Source organism: Kitasatospora sp. NPDC056731, from assembly GCF_040687675.1.
GTDB lineage: Bacteria > Actinomycetota > Actinomycetes > Streptomycetales > Streptomycetaceae > Kitasatospora.
This window is the reverse complement of the sequence record NZ_JBFBNR010000007.1, coordinates 72779-95774: the sequence shown is the minus strand read 5'-3', so window position 1 is coordinate 95774 and position 22996 is coordinate 72779. Positions and strand designations below refer to the sequence as shown.

The 22996-nt window shown below is 72.8% G+C and carries 21 protein-coding genes; 11 read left to right on the top strand and 10 right to left on the bottom strand.

Features of this window, described 5'->3' with window-relative positions; all coding sequences use genetic code 11:
• Window positions 1-72: 72 nt before the first annotated feature.
• Window positions 73-951, bottom strand: coding sequence for a BadF/BadG/BcrA/BcrD ATPase family protein (locus AB0R04_RS09380; RefSeq protein ID WP_363369529.1), 879 nt, complete (start codon window positions 949-951; stop codon window positions 73-75).
• Window positions 952-1121: 170 nt separating this feature from the next.
• Between AB0R04_RS09380 and AB0R04_RS09375 the strand changes: the two genes are divergently transcribed.
• The 8 genes from AB0R04_RS09375 to AB0R04_RS09340 all read left to right on the top strand — a co-directional run bounded on the left by AB0R04_RS09375 (window position 1122) and on the right by AB0R04_RS09340 (window position 9937).
• Window positions 1122-1433 (top strand): TetR/AcrR family transcriptional regulator C-terminal domain-containing protein, encoded by a 312-nt coding sequence (locus AB0R04_RS09375; protein WP_363369753.1) that lies wholly within the window; start codon window positions 1122-1124, stop codon window positions 1431-1433.
• An 832-nt stretch (window positions 1434-2265) separates the two neighbouring features.
• On the top strand, window positions 2266-3702 hold the full coding sequence (gene amrS / locus AB0R04_RS09370) for an AmmeMemoRadiSam system radical SAM enzyme (RefSeq protein ID WP_063346372.1): 1437 nt from the start codon (window positions 2266-2268) through the stop codon (window positions 3700-3702).
• Window positions 3703-3737: 35 nt separating this feature from the next.
• Window positions 3738-5243: a radical SAM protein gene (locus AB0R04_RS09365; protein WP_363369526.1), complete on the top strand. Its 1506-nt coding sequence runs from the start codon at window positions 3738-3740 to the stop codon at window positions 5241-5243.
• 65 nt (window positions 5244-5308) lie between these two features.
• Entirely contained in the window at window positions 5309-6607 is a 1299-nt protein-coding gene (locus AB0R04_RS09360) for a coproporphyrinogen-III oxidase family protein (protein WP_363369524.1), read from the top strand.
• A 168-nt stretch (window positions 6608-6775) separates the two neighbouring features.
• Window positions 6776-7408 (top strand): LysE family transporter, encoded by a 633-nt coding sequence (locus AB0R04_RS09355; protein ID WP_063346369.1) that lies wholly within the window; start codon window positions 6776-6778, stop codon window positions 7406-7408.
• A gap of 182 nt (window positions 7409-7590) precedes the next feature.
• On the top strand, window positions 7591-8271 hold the full coding sequence (locus AB0R04_RS09350; RefSeq protein ID WP_208869047.1) for a hypothetical protein: 681 nt from the start codon (window positions 7591-7593) through the stop codon (window positions 8269-8271).
• A gap of 185 nt (window positions 8272-8456) precedes the next feature.
• Window positions 8457-8693 carry a hypothetical protein gene (locus AB0R04_RS09345; protein ID WP_350880803.1) on the top strand — a complete coding sequence of 79 codons (237 nt, stop codon included), beginning with the start codon at window positions 8457-8459 and terminating at the stop codon, window positions 8691-8693.
• Window positions 8694-8749: 56 nt separating this feature from the next.
• On the top strand, window positions 8750-9937 hold the full coding sequence (locus AB0R04_RS09340; RefSeq protein ID WP_063346367.1) for a flotillin family protein: 1188 nt from the start codon (window positions 8750-8752) through the stop codon (window positions 9935-9937).
• 28 nt (window positions 9938-9965) lie between these two features.
• On the opposite strand, the gene AB0R04_RS09335 is transcribed toward AB0R04_RS09340, so the two are convergent.
• Window positions 9966-10628, bottom strand: coding sequence for a TetR/AcrR family transcriptional regulator (locus AB0R04_RS09335; RefSeq protein WP_363369520.1), 663 nt, complete (start codon window positions 10626-10628; stop codon window positions 9966-9968).
• A gap of 92 nt (window positions 10629-10720) precedes the next feature.
• Here AB0R04_RS09335 and AB0R04_RS09330 point away from each other — a divergent pair, with 92 nt between their 5' ends.
• Window positions 10721-11146 carry a cupin gene (locus AB0R04_RS09330; protein ID WP_363369518.1) on the top strand — a complete coding sequence of 142 codons (426 nt, stop codon included), beginning with the start codon at window positions 10721-10723 and terminating at the stop codon, window positions 11144-11146.
• A gap of 39 nt (window positions 11147-11185) precedes the next feature.
• Here AB0R04_RS09330 and AB0R04_RS09325 read toward each other — a convergent pair whose 3' ends face one another.
• From AB0R04_RS09325 to AB0R04_RS09310, 4 genes are all read right to left on the bottom strand, one after another.
• On the bottom strand, window positions 11186-12973 hold the full coding sequence (locus AB0R04_RS09325) for an ABC transporter ATP-binding protein (protein ID WP_363369516.1): 1788 nt from the start codon (window positions 12971-12973) through the stop codon (window positions 11186-11188).
• Window positions 12970-14757, bottom strand: a complete 1788-nt coding sequence (locus AB0R04_RS09320; protein WP_363369514.1) for an ABC transporter ATP-binding protein — start codon at window positions 14755-14757, stop codon at window positions 12970-12972. The genes AB0R04_RS09325 and AB0R04_RS09320 overlap by 4 nt, the downstream gene beginning before the upstream one ends.
• Window positions 14758-14954: 197 nt before the next feature.
• Window positions 14955-15692, bottom strand: coding sequence for a class I SAM-dependent methyltransferase (locus AB0R04_RS09315; RefSeq protein ID WP_363369512.1), 738 nt, complete (start codon window positions 15690-15692; stop codon window positions 14955-14957).
• Between the two features lie 287 nt (window positions 15693-15979).
• Entirely contained in the window at window positions 15980-16783 is an 804-nt protein-coding gene (locus AB0R04_RS09310) for an alpha/beta hydrolase (RefSeq protein ID WP_363369510.1), read from the bottom strand.
• A gap of 254 nt (window positions 16784-17037) precedes the next feature.
• Here AB0R04_RS09310 and AB0R04_RS09305 point away from each other — a divergent pair, with 254 nt between their 5' ends.
• The gene (locus AB0R04_RS09305; RefSeq protein WP_363369508.1) at window positions 17038-17814 is read left to right on the top strand and encodes a helix-turn-helix domain-containing protein; all 777 of its coding nucleotides are present in this window, start codon (window positions 17038-17040) and stop codon (window positions 17812-17814) included.
• A 7-nt stretch (window positions 17815-17821) separates the two neighbouring features.
• Here the strand turns inward: AB0R04_RS09305 and AB0R04_RS09300 are convergent, their stop codons facing one another.
• The gene (locus AB0R04_RS09300; RefSeq protein WP_363369506.1) at window positions 17822-18178 is read right to left on the bottom strand and encodes a hypothetical protein; all 357 of its coding nucleotides are present in this window, start codon (window positions 18176-18178) and stop codon (window positions 17822-17824) included.
• Window positions 18179-18382: 204 nt separating this feature from the next.
• On the opposite strand from AB0R04_RS09300, the gene AB0R04_RS09295 reads away from it, so the two are divergent.
• Window positions 18383-18955 carry an RICIN domain-containing protein gene (locus AB0R04_RS09295; RefSeq protein WP_363369504.1) on the top strand — a complete coding sequence of 191 codons (573 nt, stop codon included), beginning with the start codon at window positions 18383-18385 and terminating at the stop codon, window positions 18953-18955.
• A gap of 75 nt (window positions 18956-19030) precedes the next feature.
• Here AB0R04_RS09295 and AB0R04_RS09290 read toward each other — a convergent pair whose 3' ends face one another.
• The 3 genes from AB0R04_RS09290 to AB0R04_RS09280 form a co-directional block, all read right to left on the bottom strand.
• Entirely contained in the window at window positions 19031-20122 is a 1092-nt protein-coding gene (locus AB0R04_RS09290) for an LLM class flavin-dependent oxidoreductase (RefSeq protein ID WP_363369502.1), read from the bottom strand.
• A gap of 64 nt (window positions 20123-20186) precedes the next feature.
• Window positions 20187-21248 (bottom strand): LLM class F420-dependent oxidoreductase, encoded by a 1062-nt coding sequence (locus AB0R04_RS09285; protein ID WP_363369500.1) that lies wholly within the window; start codon window positions 21246-21248, stop codon window positions 20187-20189.
• Window positions 21249-21329: 81 nt separating this feature from the next.
• The gene (locus tag AB0R04_RS09280) at window positions 21330-22949 is read right to left on the bottom strand and encodes an ABC transporter substrate-binding protein (RefSeq protein ID WP_363369498.1); all 1620 of its coding nucleotides are present in this window, start codon (window positions 22947-22949) and stop codon (window positions 21330-21332) included.
• Window positions 22950-22996: the final 47 nt, after the last annotated feature.

Below are 22996 nucleotides of genomic sequence, written 5' to 3'. Positions count from 1 at the left end.
TTGGCTAGTGGCGTGCATGCCATTTCCGGTGGGGCGCAGTAGAGTTGGTGATCCGTCGGGACCGCCTACGGCCTACCGCCCGGCGGCGAGGCGGGTGGCGAGGTGGGCGGCGGCAGTGGCGGCGTCGGTGCGGGGGAGGCGGGGGTGGAGGTCGGCGAGGAGGTGGTGGAGGCGGTCGCGGATCGGGCCGGGGGCGGTGGCCACCGAGCCGGTGAGGACCAGGGGTTCGGCGGGGGTGGCGGTGGCGCGGGCGAGGTCGGCCAGGTGGTCGGCGGCGGTGTCGGCGATGGCGCGGGCGGCCGGGTCGCCCTGCTCGGCGAGCCGGGAGACCAGTGGGGCGATGGTGGCGAGCCGGCGGGGCGGGCCGGCGTAGGCCCAGTGGAGCAGGGCGTCGGGGGAGTCGGCGGCGCAGTGGGCGCGGACGGCGGTGCCGAGCGGGCCGGCCGGGTCGGCGTGGGCGTGGCGCAGGGCCTCGCGGCCGAGCCAGAAGCCGCCGCCCTCGTCGCCGAGCAGCCAGCCGAGCCCGCCGCCGCGCGCGAGCGTGCGGGTGCCGGCGAGCCGGACGCAGATCGCGCCGGTGCCCGCGATCAGGACGGTGCCGTGGCCGTCGGTGACGCCGCCGGAGGCCAGGGCCGGGACGGTGTCGGGGACGAGTCGCACCGGGTGGCGGAGGCCGAGGGCGGCCCGGCAGCGCTCGGCGAACGCGTCCGGGTCCGGTAGGGAGCGGTACCCGGCGAGGCCGATCAGGCAGGCGGCGATCCGGCCCGGGCCGCGCCCGTCGAGGGCGGCCGTGACCGCCGCCGCCAGCCGGTCGAGCGCCGGCTCCGGGCCCTCTCCGGCGGGGTTGGCGCCGGGGCTCTCGCCGCGGCCCCGGACGGCGCCCGCGGCGTCCAGGAGGACGGCGCGGGTGTGGCTGCCGCCGGCGTCGACGCCGAGGTGGAGGGTGGTCATCGGGCGCCTCCGGTGCGGGCTCGGCGGGTGGCCGGGGTGGTGGTGAGCGGCATCAGGTCGGCGGCCGGCAGGGCGCCGCGGACCTGCGCGAGCGGCTGCCGCCGGGGCTCCGGAGGGGGCGCCGGTGGGCTGACCGGTCCTCAGCGTAGAGGGATCGCGGCAGAAGGGGCATCTACGCCGTCGAGCCCGGCACCCTGCGCTTCGCCGATGTCATGATCGCCGCGCTCCTCGACGGCGGGCTGGACGGGCGCCGCGCGTCCTGGGTGTTCTGGACCATCCGGTACCTGGCCTTCGGCCTGACCCAGGAGGAGCAGGCCCTGGCCGCCCAGGACGGCGTGCACACCCTCGGCCCGGCCCTCGCCGGCGGCGGCTACCCGGCGCTCGCCCGGGTCGTCCCGCACCTGGAGGATGCCGCCTTCACCGAGCGCTTCGAGTTCGGCCTCTCCCGGATCCTCTCCCCGTCCGGCCCCATCGCCCCCTGAATTCCCAACGGCCGCCCCCTCGTTACCCCGGTCGCTCCACACGCCCCCCCTCGGGACTGCCTTTACCGGTGCTCGGCGAGCGGCGGGTGGGGCGGCCGATCGGCTCTGTGACAGCAGGTATTCCGTCGACGGGCGGCGATTTTCGGCCCTCCTCCCACATCGGGCGATCCCGGCCGCGCCACCCCGCCGGATCGGCCCCCGCCGTTCCCGGGCCCGGGAACCCGCTGGGCAGGCGCGAGATCACCGTTTGTGAGGCTTGCCTAACCTGTGCCCCGCTGCGACCGGAGGGCGCTGTCCGCTTCGAGGTGTTGGCCGGATCGGGCGGCACGCGGACTTCTTGACAGGCGGGAGCCCATACGCCGAAGCTCATCGCAGTTGGCGAATTTCTCACCGAACTCCCGCTCCGCTTCGGCCTCTTCACGAGGCGTTTTTCTCAGCAGTGGCTTCGTCATGAGGGAAAGTGAGATCCGCTTGACGTTCGTGACCGCGGAAACCCGTGCGGAACCGGCCCGCCCGGCGAAAGCGAGACACCGGGACAGCGGGGTTCCGGACCGCGGGCGGATGTACGGGCGGATGTACGGGCGGGCCGATGCTGAATTCCGCACCGCAGTGCGGGAATTCGGGTTGCCCGACCGCCCCGTCCCGGCGCGCCCCGTCCCGGCGCGCCCCGCGCACGTGACCGCACCTCCTCCGGCGACGGCCTGATCCGGAGGGCCCCGCCCGGTGCGGACGACCGCGCCGGGCCGCCCGTCCCTGCCCGTCCCTGCCCGTCCGGCCCCGACCCGTCGCCGCCGCACCACCGCCTCCGTACCACCGCACGGAAGGAACAGCCATGTCGCAGAACACCTGGGACAAGGAACCACGCCCCGCCAGGCTGGAGGAACGCCTGGACGACGGAGTGGTCCGATGTCATCTCAGCCCCCGGAACTGCCGGATCCGCCCCGGCCAGCACGGATTCTGCATGGTCCGGGCCAACCGGGACGGTCGCCTGGTGACCCTGAACTACGGGCGCTCGGTCCACGCCACCGAGGAGACCATCGAGACCGAGGCGGTGTTCCACTACGCGCCCGGCGCCCGGATCCTCTCGATGGGGAACGTCGGCTGCATGCTCAACTGCGACTACTGCCACAACTGGAAGACGTCGCAGGCGCGCCACGTGGAGGACAAGGACGTCTACCACTACACGCCCGAGGAGGTCGTGGACATCGCCGTCCGGCACGGCGTGAAGGTGATCTCCTGGACCTACAACGACCCGGTGGTGTGGCACGAGTTCGTGGTGGAGACGGCCGCTCTCGCCAAGGCGGCGGGAATCGTCAACCTCTACAAGTCCGCGTTCTTCATCAGCGGCGAGGCGATCGAGGAACTGATCCCGGTGATCGACATCTTCTCGGTGTCGATCAAGTCCCTGGACCCGAAGTACTACCGGAAGATCACCAAGGGCTGGCTGGAACCGGTCCTGGAGGGCACCGAGCAGGTGTTCCGGGCCGGGAAGCACGTCGAGGTCTCCACGCTGATGGTCACCGACCTCAGCGACGACGAGGCGACCGCCCGGGACATGGCGAGGTTCGTCGGCGAGCGGCTCAGCCCCGACGTGCCCACGCACTTCGTGCGCTTCCACCCGGACTACAAGATGACCAACACCATCCGCACCCCCGTCGACCGGCTGGAACGGGCCCGCAAGGTCGCCATGGACATGGGGCTCAACCACGTCTACCTGGGGAACGTGTACGACACGGAGTCGACCAACACCTGGTGCCACCGGTGCGGGCAGCTCCAGATCACCCGCTACGGCCTGAACGCCGACCTGGTCGGCCTGGACGCGGCCGGCGCCTGCATCGGCTGCGGCGCCCGCTCGCCGATCGTCCTGCTGCCCGACGCCCGCCCGCGCGCCCGGGTGCCGGAACTCCCCGCCGCCGAGGGCCTGGACCTGGCCCGCTTCGACTGGCACGGCGACGTCCGCGCCCTGCACGTCCAGGTGCGCAACACCTCCGCCGCACCGGTGCGGGCCTACCACCGCCGCTACGGCGACCCGGCCGCCGACCAGGGTTGGCAGGTCATCGACCTGGCCCCGCAGGAGAGCTTCCGGTACATCGCGGCCAAGAGCACGGCGGGCGAGGTCGGCGTCCAGGTGGCCGTACCGCCGCAGTGCACCTCCAGCCTCCACCAGGTCTTCGACCGCGCGCACTTCCCGACCGTGGAGGCCTCCGCCGGAACGCTGAACGAGGACGTCTCGCCGCTGCCGCTCTTCCAGCCCCGCGCCAGGTCATGACCGGGCCCGCGAGCACGACGGAGCAGGCGGGTCCGATGCGGCACGGGACCGACTACCGCGTCCTGCCGTTCAGCGACGACCTGTCGGCCGTCCTCATCACCGGGAGCCACCGGCTGCTCCTCGCCCCGGCGGACACCGCCGAGCGGCTGGCCTCCGGCGTCGACCAGCTGCGGCTGGACGAGCGGCGGGCGTGGGAGCGGCTGCAGGCCGGCGCCGCCACCGGCCGGGAGGCCAACCGCATCCGGCTCCGGGAGAGCGCGCTCTCCGACGGCGCCGACTTCGCGGTCAACGTCAACCTGACGAACGTGTGCAACCTCGCCTGCACGTACTGCTTCGCCGAGGGCGGGGACTACGGCCGGATCACCGAGGCGATGGGCGAGCACTCGATCGCCTGGATCTTCGACTTCATCCACCGCTACGCCGCGCCCGGGCAGCGGGTCCGCTTCGAGTTCTTCGGCGGGGAGCCGCTGGCGAACTTCACGGTGATCCGCAAGATCTGCGAACGCGCCCGCGACCTCACCGGGCGCTCGGGCACCGAGTTCGTCCACCGGATCTCGACCAACCTCACCCTGATGCCCCAGGGCGTCGAGGAGTTGTTCCGCGACCACCGGTTCATCGTCTCGGTCTCGATCGACGGCGGCCGCGAGGTCCAGGACGCCAACCGCCCGTCCAAGAACGGGAAGGGATCCTACGACCGGATCATCCGCAACCTGTTCCGGCTGCGCGAGGCGTGCGGCGACGACGTCACCCTGGTGGCCCGGATGACCATCGCGACGGCGGCGCCCAGCCTCACCGAGAGCGTGCTCGACCTGTGGGGGCTCGACCTCTTCGACTACTTCCAGATCTACCCGGGCGTCTACCCGGTGGAGCAGGGCACGACGGTGCCGATCGCCCTCACGCTGGGGGACCGGAAGCTGTCCGAGCCGAAGGGCATCCAGTACATCAACCACTTCCTCCAGCCCGGCATCGTGGAGCAGTTCAAGGACTTCCTGGTCCACTACCCGCGGCTGTTCGCCCCCGACAACCGGTTCAAGGGCGTGCTGGAGTACGAGCGTGCCGTGCAGATGGTCACCGAGGGCGCGGCGGCGCTGGCGTTCTGCTCGGGCGGCCGGACGTACTACACGCACTCCCCGGACGGCAGCGTCAGCCCCTGCCACCGCCTGGTCGGCGACCAGGGCTTCGACGTGGGCACCGGGGCCGAGGGCCTCACCCGGGACCACCCCGAGTGGCGGCGCACCGTCGACGAGCACCGGGTGTGCGGGTCCTGCTGGGCCCGCTACCTGTGCGGCGGGGGCTGCCGGCAGGAGAACCACGTGGCCTCGGGCGACGTGAACGTCCTCAACACCGAGTCCTGCCAGTACCAGTTGATGCTCGCCGAGGAGGTCGTCAAGATGCTGGCCCGCTCCGCCGCCGACTACCGCGAGCGGTCGCGGGAGCGCTACGACGACCTCTTCGTCTCGTGCGGGCGCCCGGTGGTCCCCAACGATCGGCCGGCCCTCGACGCGGCCGCCGACGTCCGCCCGTTCCAGGTCCTCTGCTGACGGCCTCCGCCCCCGGACCCGTCCACCACCACGCCAGGCCGGCCCCGACGAAGGAGTGACAGCAGATGGCCGAGAAGATCATCCGACGGAACATCCACACGTACCCGTTCAAATACCGGCACCACGAGTACGACGAGTACTTCCGCCCCGAGAACGCGGTGCTCTACCTGCACGTCCCGTTCTGCATCACCAAGTGCGGATTCTGCGACTACACCGTCTACATCAACCGGAACGAGCAGCACTTCGCCCAGTACGTCGACGTGCTCGAACGTGAGATCCGCGCCTTCGCCGCCAATCGGGCCTTCCCCGCGTTCCGGGTCGACGCGGTGTATTTCGGCGGCGGGACGCCGGGCATCCTCACCGGCGACCAGACGGCCCGGCTGCTGGACGCCTGCCGGGAATCGTTCGAATTCAACGAGGGCGCGGAGATCGGCCTGGAATTCGACCCCTCGACGGTCGACGAGGCCAAGATCGCGCGCATGCGGGAGGCCGGATTCACCCGGCTCAGCGTCGGCGTCCAGGCCTTCGACGACCGGCTGCTGGAGATCTGCAACCGCTCGCACGACCTCGCCACCGCCGAACGCGCCTTCCGCACCGTCGTCGACGGCGGTTTCACGCACACCAACATCGACCTGATCTTCCCGCTGCCCGGCCAGTCCGTGGACGACTGGAAGCGCAGCGTCGACCGGGCCATCGAACTCGAACCGGCCTGCATCACGGCCTACGGCCTGGAGATCTGGCCCAAGACGGCGTTCCACTCGCTCATCACGTCCGGGAAGATGGCGCTCCCCTCGGCGCAGGAAGAGCGCCGGATGTACGAGTACGCCATCGACGCGCTGGAGGCGGCGGGCTTCGCCCGGCGCAGCTCGACGGGGTACTACCACCCCGACCGCTGCGCCGACTACTCGCGCTTCCTGGAGTACTACTGGCGGACCTGGCCGATGATCGGATTCGGCGTCTCGTCGAAGAGCGTGATCCACGACCGGCTGTTCGTCAACGTCAAGCCGCTCAAGAAGTACTACGAGATGGTCGGAAGTGGTCAAATTCCGCTGGATTTCGCCACGTACCTCACCAAGGAGCAGGAAATGCGCCGCGTCATGATCCGCGGCCTCAAGATGTGCGAGGTCAACCGGCCGGACTTCCACGACCGGTTCGGCGTCACCATGGAGGCTGTCTTCGGGGCGGAGATCGAGCAGCTCATCGACAAGGGCTGGCTGGAGGAACGGGGCACCGACGTGTATGCGCTGACCAGGCTCGGTCAGTTGTTGTCGACCAATGTGTACGAGCTGTTCTACGCGCCGGAAGATCTCAGTCCCGCCGAAGGGGATGAGGTACGGTTCGGCATATCGGAGCTCGTCGAGTGACCTGATCGGCGGGTGTTGTGACGAGGGGCAGAGCGAATTGTCGCGCACGTGCTCGCACCAGGCCTTCCGCCGGGCCTTGAGCCGGGACCTGAGCCGGGACTTTCACCGGGACTTTCGCCGGGACTTTCACCGGACCGGAATGATCGCGGTGACCTGCGGGGGACAGCGGTGAACATCCTCCCCGCGTGGTTCGCCGGGCTCAGCCTCGGCTTCCTGGTCGCACTGCCCCTCGGCCCCATCGGCCTGCTGTGCGTGCGCAGCGTCCTGCGCGACGGCTTCCCGACCGGCTGGGCGATCGGCCTGGGCGCGGCCCTGGTGGACATCGCCTACGCGGGCCTGGGCCTCGCCGGGGTCGGCAGGCTGCTGGACGTCCCCGCGCTGCGGACGGCCCTGGGGCTGGCCGGGGCTGCCGTGCTGGTGTACATCGGCGCGCGCTCGCTGCGCTCCGCCTTCCGGGTCCAGGCGGCCACCGACGACGAGCGGAACCCCGAAGTGGTCCGCCCGCTGGCGGCGTTCCGCACGGCGCTGGCGGCCACCGCCTCCAACCCGGCGACGATCGGCTACTGGGCCGCCGCCTTCGCCGCGGCCACGGCGGCGAACGTCACCGGGACGCTGCCCGCCTCGGTGTCCATGCTGGTCGGCGTCGGCTGCGGCACGCTCCTGTGGTTCACCCTGCTGAGCACGGGCGTCGTGGTGTTCCGCCGGCGCTTCAGCGCCCGGCTGCTGAAGGGCGTCGACCTGGTCGCCGGGATCGGGGTCATCCTCTTCGGCGGCTTCCTGGCCTACCAGTCGCTCGCCTGAACCGGCCGCGGTGACGGCGTCGGGCGGCGGCTGACCGAGGCCCTGCGTCGAACTCCCAGCTGTGTGACGGGAGTTCGGTGGCGGGGCCCCGGCTTCCGAACAGCCCGGTGTCCGCGCCGCTGCCCGCCTCCGCGCCTCTGGGGACGGCAACGGGCCGGACGCCCGTCCCCCTGGAGGAACCCATGGCGTCGCATCGTCCCCCTGGCGTCGATCCGAACGGAAAACCTTGGCGGCTGGGCGAGTTACTGCCCAGGGCGCTGGTGTACCTGGCCGGCTGCGTGGTCTTCTCGACGGGCGCCCACTTCTTCATCCAGTCCGATCTGGGCACCGACCCGCTCGACGTCTTCTCGCTGGGCGTGCTCAAGCACCTGCCGCTCACCATCGGCCTGTGCCAGGCGGCCGTCGCGGTGGTGTGCATCGGGGCGTGGGCGGCGTGGAACCGCAAACGCCCGGTGGTCTCGCCCTTCGTGACCTTCTTCCTGTGCGGCAGCCTGATCGACCTCTTCCAATGGCTGCGGCCGGCGGCCTGGTTGGGGCTGAGCAGCTACCCGCTGATGCTGCTCGGCGCGCTGCTGTGCGCCTACGCCTCGGCGCTGATCATCATGAGCGGCTTCGGCATCCGGGCCATCGACCTGCTGGCGATCACCATCCGGCACCGCTGGACCTGGCCGTTCTGGTGCGCGAAGGGGCTGATCGAAGGAGTGCTGCTGCTCTGCGGCTGGCTGCTGGGGGGCCCGGTGGGCATCGGCACGGTGGCCTTCCTGGTCTTCGTGGACCTGCTCATCGAGCCCTTCGTCCGGTTCAACCGGCGCTTCCTCGACATCCCGGACCACGGCTTCGCGGTCGCCCTGGCCGTGCCCTGACCGGTGCCGGTCCGGCCGCTCCGGCGGCGGTTCGGCCCGCTCCGGCGGCGGCCGGCGGTGGTCGGCGACGGCCGGTGGCGGGGCGGTTGCCGGAGTACCGTGGAAGGGGTCGAGGCACCGCCGCCGTCGGCGGTTGCCGCAGGTGTCCTCGACCCGGTGGTGCGACGTGGGGACCGGAGGCGCCGGTGGCGCGAGAGAGCATGCCCGCGGTCGACGACTCCCGGCAGAGCCCGGTCGGAGCCGTCGGCAAGGTGACGGTGCCCATTCCGGCGGGCGGCCCGGGCGAGGTCCTGGTCGCCCTCCGGGGTGGTTCGGAGGTGTTCGCGGCCTGGTGCTCGGAGCCGGTCGGCCGGGACGTCCGGGTGGTCGTGGTGGACGCGATCTCGGCCCGCTCGGTGATCGTCGAGCTGCTGCCGCCCTAGTCGAGCTGTTGCCGCCCAATAGCGGTTTCGGATCCCAGCTGGTCAGGTGGTCGGTCATGTTCTTCTGGCACGTTCCCGCACCCAACGAGGCGATGCTCATCTCCGGGTCCAAGCACCAGGCGCAGGACACCCAGTTCCGCATCGTCACCGGGCACGGCAGCCTCGTCCTGCCGGTCAAGCAGAAGGTCCGCATGCTCTCCCTGGCCCTGCGGGAGGCGGAGATCGCCGAGGACTGCGTGACCCAGCAGGGGATCCGGCTCACCGTGCGCGCGGTCTGCGTGTTCAAGGTCGGCGACGACGCCGTGTCGATCGCCAACGCGGCCCGCCGCTTCCTGTCGGAACAGGACCAGATGGAGGAGCTTGTCGGCCGGATCTTCGCCGGCCACCTGCGCTCGATCATCGGCGGGCTGACCGTCGAGCAGATCATCCGGGAGCGCAGCCGGGTCGCCCAGGAGGTGATGGCGGGCAGCCACGGCGAGATGGAGAAGCTCGGCATCGTGGTCGACGCGCTGCAGATCCAGGAGATCGAGGACTCGACCGGGTACATCGACAACCTGGCCGCGCCGCACGTGGCGGCGGTCGCCAGCCAGGCCCGGATCGCCCAGGCCAAGGCGGACCAGGAGGCCGCCGAGCGGGAGCAGCAGGCGGCCGCGCTGAAGGCCGAGTACGAGCGCGACACCGCGATCAAACGGGCCGGGTTCCTCGCCGAGACCGAGCAGTCCAGGGCCCGGGCCGCCCAGGCCGGGCCGCTCGCCGAGGCGCGGGCCTCCCAGGACGTCATCGAGGAGCAGACCGCGCTCGCTCAGCGCCGGGCCGCGCTGGCCGCCCAGCAGCTGGAGGCCGACGTGCGGCGCCCGGCGGACGCCGAGGCCTACCGGCAGCGGACGCTGGCCGAGGCCGCTCGCGACCGGGTGAAGTTCGAGGCGGACGGCAGCGCCTACAGCGAGCGGGCGCTCGCCCAGGCGCAGGCGGACGCCAACACCGCCCGGGCCGACTCCCTGCGCGGCGGCAACCAGGAGCTCATCGCGGCCAACCGGATCGTGGAGAACCTGCCGGCCCTCGCCGACGCGGCGGCCCGGGGCATGTCCGGAGCCGAGCTCACCGTCCTCAACGGCAGCGACGGGGTCAACCAGATGGCGGCGGGCATCGTCAGCCAGGGCCTCGCCATCCTGCACTCGCTCCAGCACTCGACCGGCCCGTTCGGCGACGGCAAGTCCAAGCCCCGCTTCCCGGAACGGACTTGAGGCACACAAGGGCCCGCGGGTCGAGGCGTCAACGGGCGGCGACGAGGCCGTCCACCAGGGCCCGCAGGCCGTCCAGGTAGGTGTCGTCGGTGGTCAGCGCGGCCCAGCGGTCCGCGACCTGTGCGAGGCGGGGGAGTTCGTCCGGGTCGAGGCCGCCGAACACCTGCTCCCGGTAGGTGGCGCGCTCGTCGTCCGCGCGCCGCCGGGCCGCCGCCGCCCGGACCACCAGCTCGCCGGCGGTGTAGTACCAGATCGTCCGGTACCCCTGCACGGCCCGCTCCGGCGTGAGGCCGCACGCGGTGAGGCCGTCGACGATCTGCTCGACGAACCACAGCGCGGACGCGGACATCAGGTCGTCGGCGGTGAGCACCTCGACGATCCAGGGGCAGTCGGCCAGGGCCTGGTGGATCGCGGCGGCGGACCGGACGACGCGGTCGCGCGGGTCGGCGGGCAGCTCGGGCCGGCGCAGTGTCCGTGCCGCGTGGTCGTCCAGCAGCAGGACGAGCAGTTCCTCCTTGTCGCGTACGTGGTGGTAGAGCGCCATCGGCGTGCTGCCGACCTCGGAGGCGAGGCGGCGCATGGTCAGCCGGTCCGCGCCCTCCTCGGTCACGATCCGGCGGGCCGCCTCGACGACCTGCTCACGGGAGATGCGGGGCGGTCGGCCCGAGGTCCTGCGCGGTGCGGTCGGCATGGGTCCATTCTTCCCCAGAGGTCGACAGCGGCGATGGTGTGGGGTTAGTTTTCTTACGCGTATAGAAATTGCTGACCGGAAGGAACACCGCCATGACGCCCACCGCCGTCGACCTGTTCGCCTCGGCCCTGCACTTCCACCCCGACGGCGAAGTCCGAGCCGCCGAGCGGCAGATGGCCGGCGGCGCGCCGGGCACCTGGCACCTCGGCGCCTTCCACGTGGAGACCGACGCCGACGTCCACGCCGACCACTGGGAGATGCACCCGGAGGCCGACGAGGCGGTGTGCTGCCTCACCGGCGGCGCGCGGCTCTACCTCCGCCCCGCGGACGGGGACGCGGACGGGGGCGGCGACGGCGCGGGGGGCGGTGTCGACGAGCTGGTGCCGCTGCCCGCCGGCAGCGCCGTGGTCGTCCCCCGCGGCCGCTGGCACCGCCTCGAACTCGACGGCCCCAGCGACCTGATGTCGCTCACCCTGCGCCACGGCACCCGGCTCGAAAAGCGCACCGACACCCCCTGACCGCAGGCGTCCCCGGGCGGCTTTCTCAGCGGCGGCCGGTCAGGACTCCCCGCTCCACGACCGCCAGAGCGCCGCGTACGGCCCGCCGGCGGCGACCAGCTCGTCGTGGGTGCCCAGCTCGACGATGCGGCCCGCCGCCATGACGGCGACCCGGTCCGCGTCGTGCGCGGTCTGGAGCCGGTGGGCGATGGAGATGACCGTGCGGTCGGAGCGCACGGCCGCCATCGCCCGCTCCGCCTGCCGGGCCGTGGTCGGGTCGAGGAGGGACGTCGCCTCGTCCAGGATCAGGGTGTGCGGATCGGCCAGCTGGACCCGGGCCAGGGTGAGCTGCTGGGCCTGCGCGGCGCCGAGTTCGGTCCCGCCGGTGCCCAGGAGCGAGTCCAGCCCGTCCGGGAGGTCGCGCACCCAGTCCGCCTCCACCAGCGCGAGCGCGGCCAGGACCGCCGCGTCCTCGGCGTCCGGGGCGGCCAGCGTCATGTTCTCCCGGAGCGTCCCCATGAACACGTGGTGCTGCTGGGTGATGAGCACGACGCGGTTGCCCAGCTCGCCCGCCGCGGCGAGGTCCGCGACCGGCACGCCGCCGACCAGGATCCGCCCCGCGTCCGGGGCGTCGACGCCGGCGAGCAGCTTGCCGAGGGTCGACTTGCCGGCCCCGGACGGGCCGACCACGGCCAGCCGCTCGCCCGGCCGGACCACCAGGTCGACGTCCGTCAGCACGTCGTGCGAGCCGGTGTAGGCGTACCGCACGCCGACGGCCTCGATCCGGTCGCCGGCGGGGCGCAGGCCGGTGGCCGGCGGCTCCTGCGCCACCAGGCCGACGCCCTTGATGCGGGCGAACGAGGCACCGCTGCGCTGCAGTTGCTCGACCCAGTTGAGCGCCCGGTCCAGCGGGTCGACGAGCTGCCACATGTAGAGGCCGCCCGCCACCACCGCGCCCAGCGTCACCGAGCCGTGGAGGTGGCCGAGGCCGCCCACCAGCAGGACGAGCGCCATCGGCAGCGCGTGCGCGAACTCGGTGACCGGGAACAGCACGGTCCGCAGGAAGAGAGTGCGCACCCCGGCCCGGTAGGCGGTGTCGACGGCCCGGTCGACCGCGCCGTCCTGGCGCGCCCCGACCCCGTACGCCTCGATGGTCCGGGCGCCGTGGGCAGTGGAGTCGAGGACCTCGGTGACCCCGCCCGCCGCGGCCCCCTCGGCGAGGTAGGCCTCCCGGGCCCGGGACAGGTACCAGCGGCTCACCGCCCAGACGATCGGCAGGCCCACCAGGGCGCAGAGCCCGATCAGCGGGTCGAGCAGGAAGGTCGCGGTGAGGATGACCAGCACCTGGACGACGGCGATGAAGACGTCCGGGGCCGCGTTGCGCAGGGTGGCGGCCACGGTGCCCACGTCCAGCGAGGAGCGGGTCACCAGGTCGCCGGCGCCGACCCGTTCCGCGTACCGCCCGGGCAGCGCGAGCGTCCGGTCGACGACCTCCTCGCGGAGCCGGGCCAGGGCGCGTTCGCCGAACCGGTGGGAGAGGTAGCGGGCGTAGCGGGTGAGCACCAGCTGGGCGAGGGCGAACCCCAGGACCGCCGCGGCGAAGCCGTCCACCTGGCCGACCGTCAGCTCGCCGTTCTCGACCCGGGTGACGATGCGGCCCAGCAGCCACGGCCCGGCGACGCCCGCGAGGGCGGCGAGGCAGGTGAGGGCGACGATCGCGCCCATCGCCCGGCCGTCGTCCGCCAGCAGGCGCCAACTGGCCCGGCGCACCGTCGCGGTGTCGGCGACCGGGAGGCGGTGGGGGGCGTCGGGGGCGTCGGGGGTGTCGGGGGCGTCGGGGTTGCTCATCGGACCATGCCTTCCTCGGCGTCCGCAGGGGTGCTCGCCGGGCAGTCGTCGGTGCCGCCGCGGAACACCAGCGCCGCGTAGCCGGGGTCGCGGGCCAGCAGCTCGCCGTGGGTGCCGGTGGCCCGGACCTTGCCGTCCACCAGGTGGACCACCTCGTCGGCGCGGCCGAGCACCAGGGGGGAGGTGCTGACGATCAGCGTCGTCCGGCCGCCGCGCACGGCGCCGATCCGGGCCGCCACGGCCGCCTCGGTGAGCGCGTCCAGCGCCGAGGTGGGCTCGACCAGCAGCAGCACCTCGGGGTCGGCCAGCAGCGCGCGGGCCAGTCGCAGCCGCTGGCGCTGCCCGCCCGAGACGTTGCCGGCGCGGTCGTCGAGCGGCGCGTCCAGGCCGCCCGGCAGGGCGTCGACGATGTCCTCGGCCGCGGCGGCGTGCAGGGCGCGCCGCAGCTCCTCCTCGGTGCGGTCGCCGCGGATCGCCACCGCGGAACGGAGTGTGCCGCCGAACACGTACGCGTCGTCGTCCGACACCAGGACGTGACGCCGCAGTTCGGCGGGCACCCAGTCGGAGAGCCTGGTGTCGCCCCAGGTGGCGTCCGAGTCGGTGTAGCCGCCCAGCCGCTCGACGACGGCCCGGGCCTCCTCGGGCCGGGCGGCGGCCAGCGCGGTGAGCCGCCCGGGCCGCAGCAGCAGGCCGGAGTCGGGATCGCTCAGCCCCGCCGGAGCCTCCGGCGGGGCCGTCAGCGTCCGGCTGCGCGTCGAATCCGGCCGCAGCGCCAGGATGTCGATGACCCGGCGGGCGGAGACCAGCCCGCGCGGCAGGTCGTCCGCGCCCTCGACGAAGGCGGAGACGGGCACCAGCAGGGCCGCCACGTAGCCGTAGACGGAGACCAGTTCACCGACCGTGATCGAACCGGCGGCCGCCATCCGGGCGCTGAGCCAGGTCACCACGGCCAGGAAGACCACCGGCAGGCAGGCGCCGAGCGCCTGCACCCAACTGGTGAACGAGGCCACCCGGTAACCGAGCGGGACGAGCGCCTGCGAGCGCTCCCGGTAGCGCCGGGCGAACATCGGCTTGCCGCCGATGCCGTTCAGCATGCCCAGCCCGGCGACCAGGTCGCCGGCCAGGGCCGTCAGCGCCCCCTGCTGCTCGCGGTAGCCGCCCTCGGCGCCGTGCAACTTCCCCAGCAACGGGCCGACGGTGAGGGCCAGTAGCGGCACCCCGAGGAGGATCACCGCCGCGAGCACGACCGAGATCCGGACCAGCAGGACGGCGGTGGCGAGGTAGGCGATGACCGCGCCGACCCCGGGCCCGGTGATGGTCAGCGTCTGCGCGATCCGGCCGATGTCGCCGGCCTGGAGGTGGGTCAGCTCACCGGCCGACACCTGGCGCGGCAGCGTCGTCCCCAGCCGGTTGATGTGCCGGGTGATGACCTGGACGGTGCGGTACGCGGCGTCCGCCCGGATGAAGGTCATGGTGCGGTGCCGCAGGATCCCGAGGACGGCGATGAGCGCGCCGACCACGAGGACGGCCGACACCCAGAAGACCAGCGCGCCGCTGTCGCGGGCCCGGAGCCCCTCGTCGATCGTCCTGGACATCAGGTAGGGCGGCAGCATCAGGGCGCACATCCACAGGCTGCCCCAGGTCGACCCGAGCAGGACGCGGCCGCGCTGCCTGCGCACCAGCCACCAGAGGAAGCGCAGCGGACTCCGGTGGTCCGGCAGCCCGGGATCGCGGTAGGGGACCCGGCGCGCACCCCCGGGCAGGTCCGGTCCGTCGCCGGTCATCCCGCCTGCCCCCGGGCGGGCCCCCGAGCTATGAACTGGTCCAGGATCCGTTGACGTCTCATTCCCGGAGTCTGGCAGACCGCCCCGCCACGGAACTGACGCACCCCCAGGTCTGGCGGTGGGGGGCCCGCGGAGCGCCGGCTGACCCGGGGGTGACGCGGTGGGGGCGGCCGGTTCCGGCGGCCGCCCCCACCGCGTCACCTCTGCGGTGTGCCGTCCGCGCCCACCACCAGCCAGTGGGACGGGAGGTCGATCCGGCTGCCGTCGGGCGCGAACTCGGTGAGGAACAACGGCAGTTCGCCGGAGGCTAGGACGGTGAGCCCGGCGGTGCGGAACAGCTCGCCGAAGGCCGAGTCGACGACCTCGGCGGGGGCGAGGCCGTGCTCGAAGACGGGGCGCAGCTTCGGGGGAGGGCCCTGCGGGCTCTGGGCGAGGCCGGCCAGGACGGCCTTCGCCGACGCGGACAGCTCGACGACGAACGCCCGGCCGCGATCCCCGACCAGGGCGGCGATGGCGTCGGCGACCGGCTGGCGGTCGGCCGGTTCGCACTGGTGGATCAGGGCGCGTACGTACACGTTGGCATCGCCGAGCCGGGCGTGCAGCTCCCGGACGCCCTGCCGGTCGGTGGCGTCGAGCTGGGCGAACTCGGGCCGCCCGTCCGGATGCTGGGTGCGGGCGAGCTCCACGGCGGCGCTGGACAGGTCGACCCCGAGGACGCGGTCGAAGCGTTCGGCGAGGAAGCGGGTCTGGGTGCCGTTGCCGCAGCCGACGTCGACGACGGGCAGCGCCGGGTCGGCGAGGTAGGGGTCGAACAGCGCGAGGTGCACGCTCGCGGTGAGCGCCGGCTCCGCGTCCCAGATCACCGCGCCGGCCTCCGCCGGTGCGTCGCGCCAGAAGCCCTCCCAGGCGTTCAGGTACCGACTCGACACGGGCATGGCGGAGAACCTCCCAGCTGGTGAAGCACGGTGTCGGGATCGTCCCCGGACGGCGAGCGGCGTGTGGGGAGTCCCACGAAGGCCTCCGCCCCCGGCTTTCCCTGACCCCCGAGCTGCGCGCAGCTCTGCCCGACCGGACGGTCGATGACGGTCAGTCACGCTAACGGCCCGGGCCGGCGAGGCCGGCCGCGCGTCACCCGAATGCGGTAATTCCGAGGGAAGTTCGCCCGAACGGCCGCCCCGCCGTGCGAGCGCTCCACCGTGACCCCGCAGGGTCGGTGCGGGGCTCAGCAGGCCACGCTCGCGGGGGTGGCGGCGAGGTCGCGGACGGTGTCGGCGATGGCGTGGAAGTCCTTGCGCAGGATCTTGGAGTGGTTGCTCTCGACCTTCGTGCTGACCCGGATGTTCGGGTTGCGGGCGAGCACCGGGTCGAGGTTGGTGCGGATCTGTTCCATCAGCTTCGCTTCGCCGCCCAGGTTGCCGCCCGTGGCGACCACGTACCGGACCGGTGCGGTCACCTGGTCGAAGACCGGGTCGAGGGCGGCGGGCGCGCAGAGCTCGTTGATCTCAAGATTGATCTCGGCGTGCTGCTCGGCGCTCATCCGCGCGGCCATGCCGAGTCGGCGGGCGATCGGGAACAGCGGGCTCAGCCGGCGGAACAGCTTGCGGACCTGCTCCCGGGTGGCGTCGTCGAGCCACTCGTGCGGGAACGCGCCGTCCACGGACACCGCCCCGAGGACGCGGTCCGGGTGCCGGGCGGCCCAGTGCACCGCGAGCATCGCGCCGTAGGACCAGCCCACCAGGATCGGCCGGTCCACGCCCCTCGCGGTGAGGACGGCGTCGACGTCGCGCAGGCACGCTTCGAACGAGTAGTCCGCCGAGCGCTTCGACTTGCCGCGGGCGCGCTCGTCGAAGGTGATGTGCCGGTAGTCGTCGCCGAGGTCGGCGATGACGCGCCGCCAGTGCGACTGGTCGGCGTAGGAGCCGTTGAGGTAGACCACGGGACGGCCGGGCCCGCCGGTGTCGGTCACGGCCAGGGCGGTGTCGTCGACGGAGACCATGCCGGTCCAGACGGGCTGCTTGATGGTCATGGGGTGCCTTCTTCCAGGTGTGGGGGTGGCGGGCTGCTGCGGCTCGTTGTTTCTGATGATGGAAACGCTACGTTGCCTTCACAAGTAGTGGCAACAAGGTCGTTGCTTGAAATCGGTATCGATGCAGGTGAAAGCGGAATTATCGTTGCAGTGGCTTTGAATTTAACGCAACGTCAGCCACCGTGTTCGTTGCACTGGAATGGGAGTGAACGCTATGGTGAGGGCATTCAGGGAAGCGTGAAGGGAGAATCGCGGTGCCGGGAGGCAGGCTCACTCAGCAGGAACGCCAGCAGATCGCGCTGGGGATGGCCGACGGCCTCGCCTACGCGGAGATCGCCAGGCGGCTCGACCGCCCCACCTCGACGGTCACCCGCGAGGTGATGCGCAACGGGGGCCCCACCGCCTACCGTGCCGACCTGGCCCACCGCGCCACCGAACGCCGCCGTGCCCAACGGCGCCGGCCGGCCGCACCCCGGGGGCCGGAGGCGCCGCCGCAGGCCCACGGGCGCGATGCCGAGGCCGTGCGCGAGTACCAGGAGACGTACACCACCGTCCTGATGGCCTCCGGCATGCCCAAGATGACGGCCCGGGTGCTGGCCTGCCTCACCCTCACCGACAGCGGCAGCCTCACCGCGTCCGAGCTGGCCCGGCACCTCCAGGTCAGCCCGCCGTCCATCTCCAAGGCGATCGCGTTCCTCGACGGCCAGGGCCTCGTCCGCCGGGAGCGCGACGAGCGCCGCCGCGAGCGCTACGTCGTCGACGACGACGTCTGGTACCAGTCGATGATGGCCAGCGCCCGCGCCACGGCCCACCTCGTCGAGGTCGCGCGGCAGGGCGTCGGCGTCCTCGGCCCGCAGACCCCGGCCGCCACCCGCCTGGAGAACATCGCCCGCTTCGTCGACTTCGTCTCCGAGAGCATCGTCCGCGCGGCGGAGCAGGCCCGCGAGATCCTCCACACGAAGCCGGAGGCGGCCCCGGCCGACACGGCCGACACGGCCGACACGGCCGCTCCGGGTTCGGGCCGCGGATAGTCGGCGATCACCGGGAGGCGGCGCGGTAGGCGCGGCGCCAGGGGTCCGGGTCCGCGCCGAGGGCCTGGACGATGTCGGAGAGAAGTTCGACGTCCAGGCGTTGGCGCCCGCTGCGGAAGCAGTCGTAGACGGTGATCCGCCCGGGTGTGCGTTCCCCGGCCGGGACGCCGCGGGCTGCCCGGACGGAGCTGATCCGCCGGACGATGGTCGAGTAGGAGGGGCTGCCGGCCTCCTGTCGGAGCAGAGTGAGGGACTCGGTCAGTGCGTCCAGGGAGTGCGAACGGGCTAGCGTCGAAGCGGAGTTGGCCTCGGCTGCCCGGCAGATGCACGGGGCCGCCGTGGTGTGCATAGGTGACCAGGTCAAAGCTCTGTCCTCCCCCCGCCGGGCCTGCGTGAACAGCCTCTTCGCGCTGGGGGTTCCTGTCAACTGAGGTGAATCAAATGGCGAAATCCATACACTCCCGTTTGTTCGGGATCGTTCGGAAAGCTGGCCCAGGCCCTCACCCCCGCTGCCAGGATGGCCGCATTCCGCAGTGACACACCGTCAGAGAGGGAGGTGTCGGACCTCATGAAGTCCGCCCGAAAGATCGTCTCAGCACTGGCACTCGCGATCGGCCTGAGCGTCTCGTTGCCCGTCGCCGCCGCGCAGGCCGACCCCGCCAATCCGCAGCCCTACGCCTACGGTTTCCTCGCCGCGCTCGCCCGCCCGGCCAGCGGCGGCCCCAACGGCACCTACTACTGCATGGACGAGTACCGGCAGACCAACGGCGACGGGCGGCCGGTCGTCCTGCGCCCGTGCGACGGCTCCTGGAACCAGTTCTGGTTCGTCTCGCCGGACGGTCTCATCCACAGCACCAACGACGGCCGTTGTCTGTCGGGCCACGTCCCGAGCGGCCCGTCCGACGGCCCGGGCGCCACGGCGGTGGGGTGCAACGGGGGTGACCCGAAGCAGCGTTGGACGTTCGACACCGACCGCGGCGTGTGCAACGCCGTCGGTGCCTGCCTGACCTACGTCGGCAACCAGGGCCCGCGGTCCTCCTACGGACTCTGGACGCTGGGGCGGAACGCGAGCATGGGGCAGACCCAGGAGTTCGACTGGCACCACTCCGACAGCGACCGTCCGATCAACCCCAACATCTAAGCACTGTCAGGGGTATAGACGCGGCCGGGGTCGAGGCGGTGATCGCCTCGACCCCGGCCGGACGGGGGGCGCCGGTCACCAGACGCGGCGGTCGGCGGGGGTGCCGAGGCCGGTGCGGAGGTGGCGGACGAGGCTGCGGCGCAGCTCGCGGTCCTGGTCCGTCTCGACGGGGAGGTCGAGCTGGACGATGTCCACGCCGGCCGAGCGGAGCAGGCCGATGCGGGCGGCGACGGTGGCGGGGGAGCCGGCGTAGGCGGCGGTGAGGGAGCGGCGGATGTAGGCAGCCACCTGCTCGTCGCCCCGGGCCGGGTCGGAGCGGCCGCGTTCGCGGTCGCGGTCGAGCTGGACGGCTTCCGTCCAGGGCCCGCCGCCGCCGGAGGTGAGGCGGAGGGCGTCGCGGCGCAGCCGGCGGACGCGGTCGCGGGCCGCCTCGTCGGTGTCGGCGAGGACGACGGTGACGTGTCGCCAGATCCGCAGGGTCCGGCCGTGCGCGGCGGCGGCGGTGCGGACCTGGGCGATCCGCCGCCGGGTGTCCGGCAGCGGCAGCGGGCTGACGGCGTACACCTCCGCGTAGCGGGCCGCCAGGTCGAGGCCCTGCGGTGACGAGCCGCCGAAGGAGAGCAGCTCGCCGCCGGGTCTGGGGTGCAGGCCGGGCCGGGCGGCGGTGACGGTGTAGAACTCGCCCTTGTGGTCGATGTCCTGGTCGGCGGCGAGGTAGCGGGTGAACAGGTCGAGGTACTCGTCGGCCCTGCGGTAGCGCTCCTGCTTGTCCAGGAGGTCGCCGTCGCGGGCCGTGTCGTGGTCGCTGGAGCCGATGATGACGTGGGCCGCCGCCCGCCCGCCGGAGAGGCGGTCCAGGGTCGCGAGGGAGCGGGCGGCGACGGTCGGCGCGGTGGTGCCGACCCGGTGGGCGACCGCGATGCGGAGCCGGGTGGTGGCGGCCAGGGCCCACGAGGCCACCAGCCACGGGTCGGGCCACGAACTGGACTGCACCACCAGGGCGCTGTCCAGCCCGTCCTCCTCGTTCTCCCGCGCGGTGCGGGCGACGTACGCGGGGTCGGCGGTGCGGTCGCGGCCGTCGGGGGCCCAGCGCAGGGCCTGGCGTTCCTGCGCGGTGTGGCCGGGGACGGGTGCGGCGCGGACCCCGCCGCGGATTTCGAGTGGCACGGCTCTCCTCCGGTCGTGAGCGTCGTGAGGGTGGCAGGGGATGGGGGCGGGTGGGGCGCGACGGTCAGAGGGCGGCCGGCCCGAGCCGGGCCAGGGTGTCGAGCAGCTTGGCGCGGCTGACGAACACCTCGGGCGGCAGCGACACGTACAGCTGGATGGTGGTGACGCCGGGGCGGTGGTAGGCGAGGATGCGCTCCCGGCACTCCTCCGGCGAGCCGCTGATGAACAGCCCGTCGACGACCTCGTCGGGCAGCGCCTTCTGGGCGCCCTCCGGGTCGCCGGCCGCCCACAGGCGGTGGGTCTCGGCGAGGAGTTCGCCGTGGCCCAGCCACTCGTGGAACTTGCGGTACGGCTCGCGGTTGAGGATCCAGGCGAGGAACGGCCGGCTGGCGCGGTGGGCGTAGTCGGTGTCGTCGGTGGGGCAGACGAAGACCTTGACGACCAGTTCCTTCCCGGGCGGCTGCGGGCCGACGGCGTCCAGGATCTTCGGCACGTCGTGCGGGAACAGCAGGTTGGTGATGGCGCCGTCGCCCTCGTTGAAGCCGAGCCGGAGCATGTTGGGCCGCAGCGCGCCCAGGATGACCTTGACCGGCTCGGTCGGCGGGTGCGGCAGCCGGTAGCCGGTGATGTCGAAGGTGTCGAACCCGCCGGTGACGTACTCGCCGCGCAGCGCCCGGGTGACGAAGCGCAGGACGTCCCTGGTCCGCTTGAACGGCTCGTCGAACGGGATGCCGTTGATGTCGGTGACGTGTGCGGGCACCGAGGCGCCGATGCCCAGCAGCAGTCGGCCCGGGGCGAGTTGGGCGAGCGTCGCGGCGGTCTGGGCGAGCACGGCCGGGCCGCGGGTGTGCACCGGGACGATGCCGGTGCCGATCCGCAGCGAGGGGGACCAGGCCGCCGTGGCGGCCAGCGGGGTGAAGGCGTCGGTGCCGCCGCCCTCGGCGCTCCACACGTCGGTGTAGCCGAGGTCGGGCAGCCGCTCGACCAGGAACCGGTGCCGGTCGATGGTCAGGCCGGGCAGCGGGAGGGTGATGCCCCACTTGGGCGGCGCGGCGTGCTCGGGGCCGTGTGCGGAGCCGGGCGGGACGGTCCCGCTGTGGTGGTGCGGTCGGTGCGGGTCGGTCATCGGGATGGCCGTCCTTCCTGTGGTGCGCGGTGCTCTTCAGCGGTGGCGGGGCGAGGGCGGGGGAGAGGCGGTGTCCGCGGGTCAGCGGACCCACACGGTGGTCAGGTCGAGGAACCAGGACTGCGGCTGCACGAGCCCCTGGACCTTCGGCGAAAGGGCCCGCGGATTGCGGTCGTTGACCACGAACAGCCAGGGCGCGTCCTGGGTGACCAGGGCGAGCGCCTTGCGGTACCCGGCCTGCCGGGCGGCCTGGTCGGCATTGGCGGCCGAGGAGGCGAGCAGCTCGTCGACCTGCGGGTTGGCGTAGTGGCCGGTCCAGAACGGGCTCTTGGAGCCGATGAACAGCGGGAGCAGCGCCTCGGACTGGAACAGCGTGGTGGACTGGGCGACGGCGTCCGAGCCGAGCGCCACCTGGCCCTTGGCCTCGGCGCCGATCAGCGTGGTCCAGTCGGTGGTGCGCAGCTCGACCTTGATGCCGACGGCGCCGAGATCCCGCTGGAGGGCCTCGGCGATCGGCACCGGCAGCAGGTTGCCGCTGCCGCCGGTGGGCACGGTGACGGAGGTGCTGAAGCCGTTCGGGACGCCGGCCTCGGCGAGCAACTGCCGGGCCTTGGCGGGGTCGTAGGAGTAGACGTCGCCGGCGGGGTCGTAGGCGGCGGTGGCGCGCGGCGCGGTCTGGTAGGCGGGGTCGGCGGTGCCGTGCAGCAGCTTCTCGGCGATGGCCTTGCGGTCGATCGCGAAGTTGGCGGCCCTGCGGACCAGCGGGTTGTCCCAGGGCGCCTTGGAGGTGTCCAGGATCCAGTACCAGAGGTGGTCGTAGCTGTTCGTGGCGATCTGGACGCCGTCGGCCTTGAGGCTGTCGATGTCGTCCGGGTTCGGGTACTCGATCCAGTTCACGCCGCCGGAGCGCAGGGCGGCGGTGCGGGCCGCGGCGTCCGGCAGCGCCTTGATCACGAGCCGGTCGAGCTTGGGGGCGCCGCGCCAGTAGCCCTTGTTGGCGGCCAGCTCGATCTGCTGGCCCTCGGTCTGCGAGACGAACGAGAAGGGGCCGGTGCCGACCGGGTGCTGGGCGAAGTCCGCCGAGCCGGACTTGCGGACGGCGGTGGGGCTCGCGATGAGGACGTGCGCGAGGTCCTCGGGGAAGTGGCCGTTGGGCTCCTTGGTGACCAGCTCGACGTGGTCGGCGTCGGTCTTGCGGTACGAGGCGATGTCGCCCGCGTACTCGGCGGCGGCGGCGCCGAGGGCGTCGGTGTACTCGGGGCTCTTCTTGTCGAGGTAGCGGGCCAGGTTGAAGACCACGGCGTCGGCGTCGAACGGGGTGCCGTCCTGGAAGGTGACGCCCTTGCGGAGGGTGAAGGTCCACGTCCTGGCGTCGGCGGCGACCTGCCAGTCGGTGGCCAGGGCGCCGGTGACGACCGGCGGCTTGTCGGTGTCCTTGAGCAGTTCGTACCGGGTGAGGCCCTCGTAGAGCTGGAAGGAGACCAGCCGCTTGCCCTCGAAGCCGGCGCCGCCGATCACGGTGTCGGGGTTGGGGAGTTTGCCGGTGGCGCCGATGACCAGGGTGCCGCCGCGGCCGTCACCGCCGCCCGCTCCCGCGGAGCCGCCGCCGTCGGAGCCGGCGCAGCCGGCCGCCGCCGCGAGCAGAACGGCGGCGGCCGGCAGGGCGACGGCTCTGGAGCGGATACGGCTGGTGCGCGTCATGGTGATTCCTCGTCGGTTCGGTGGTGCGGAGGTTCGGTGGTGCGGGG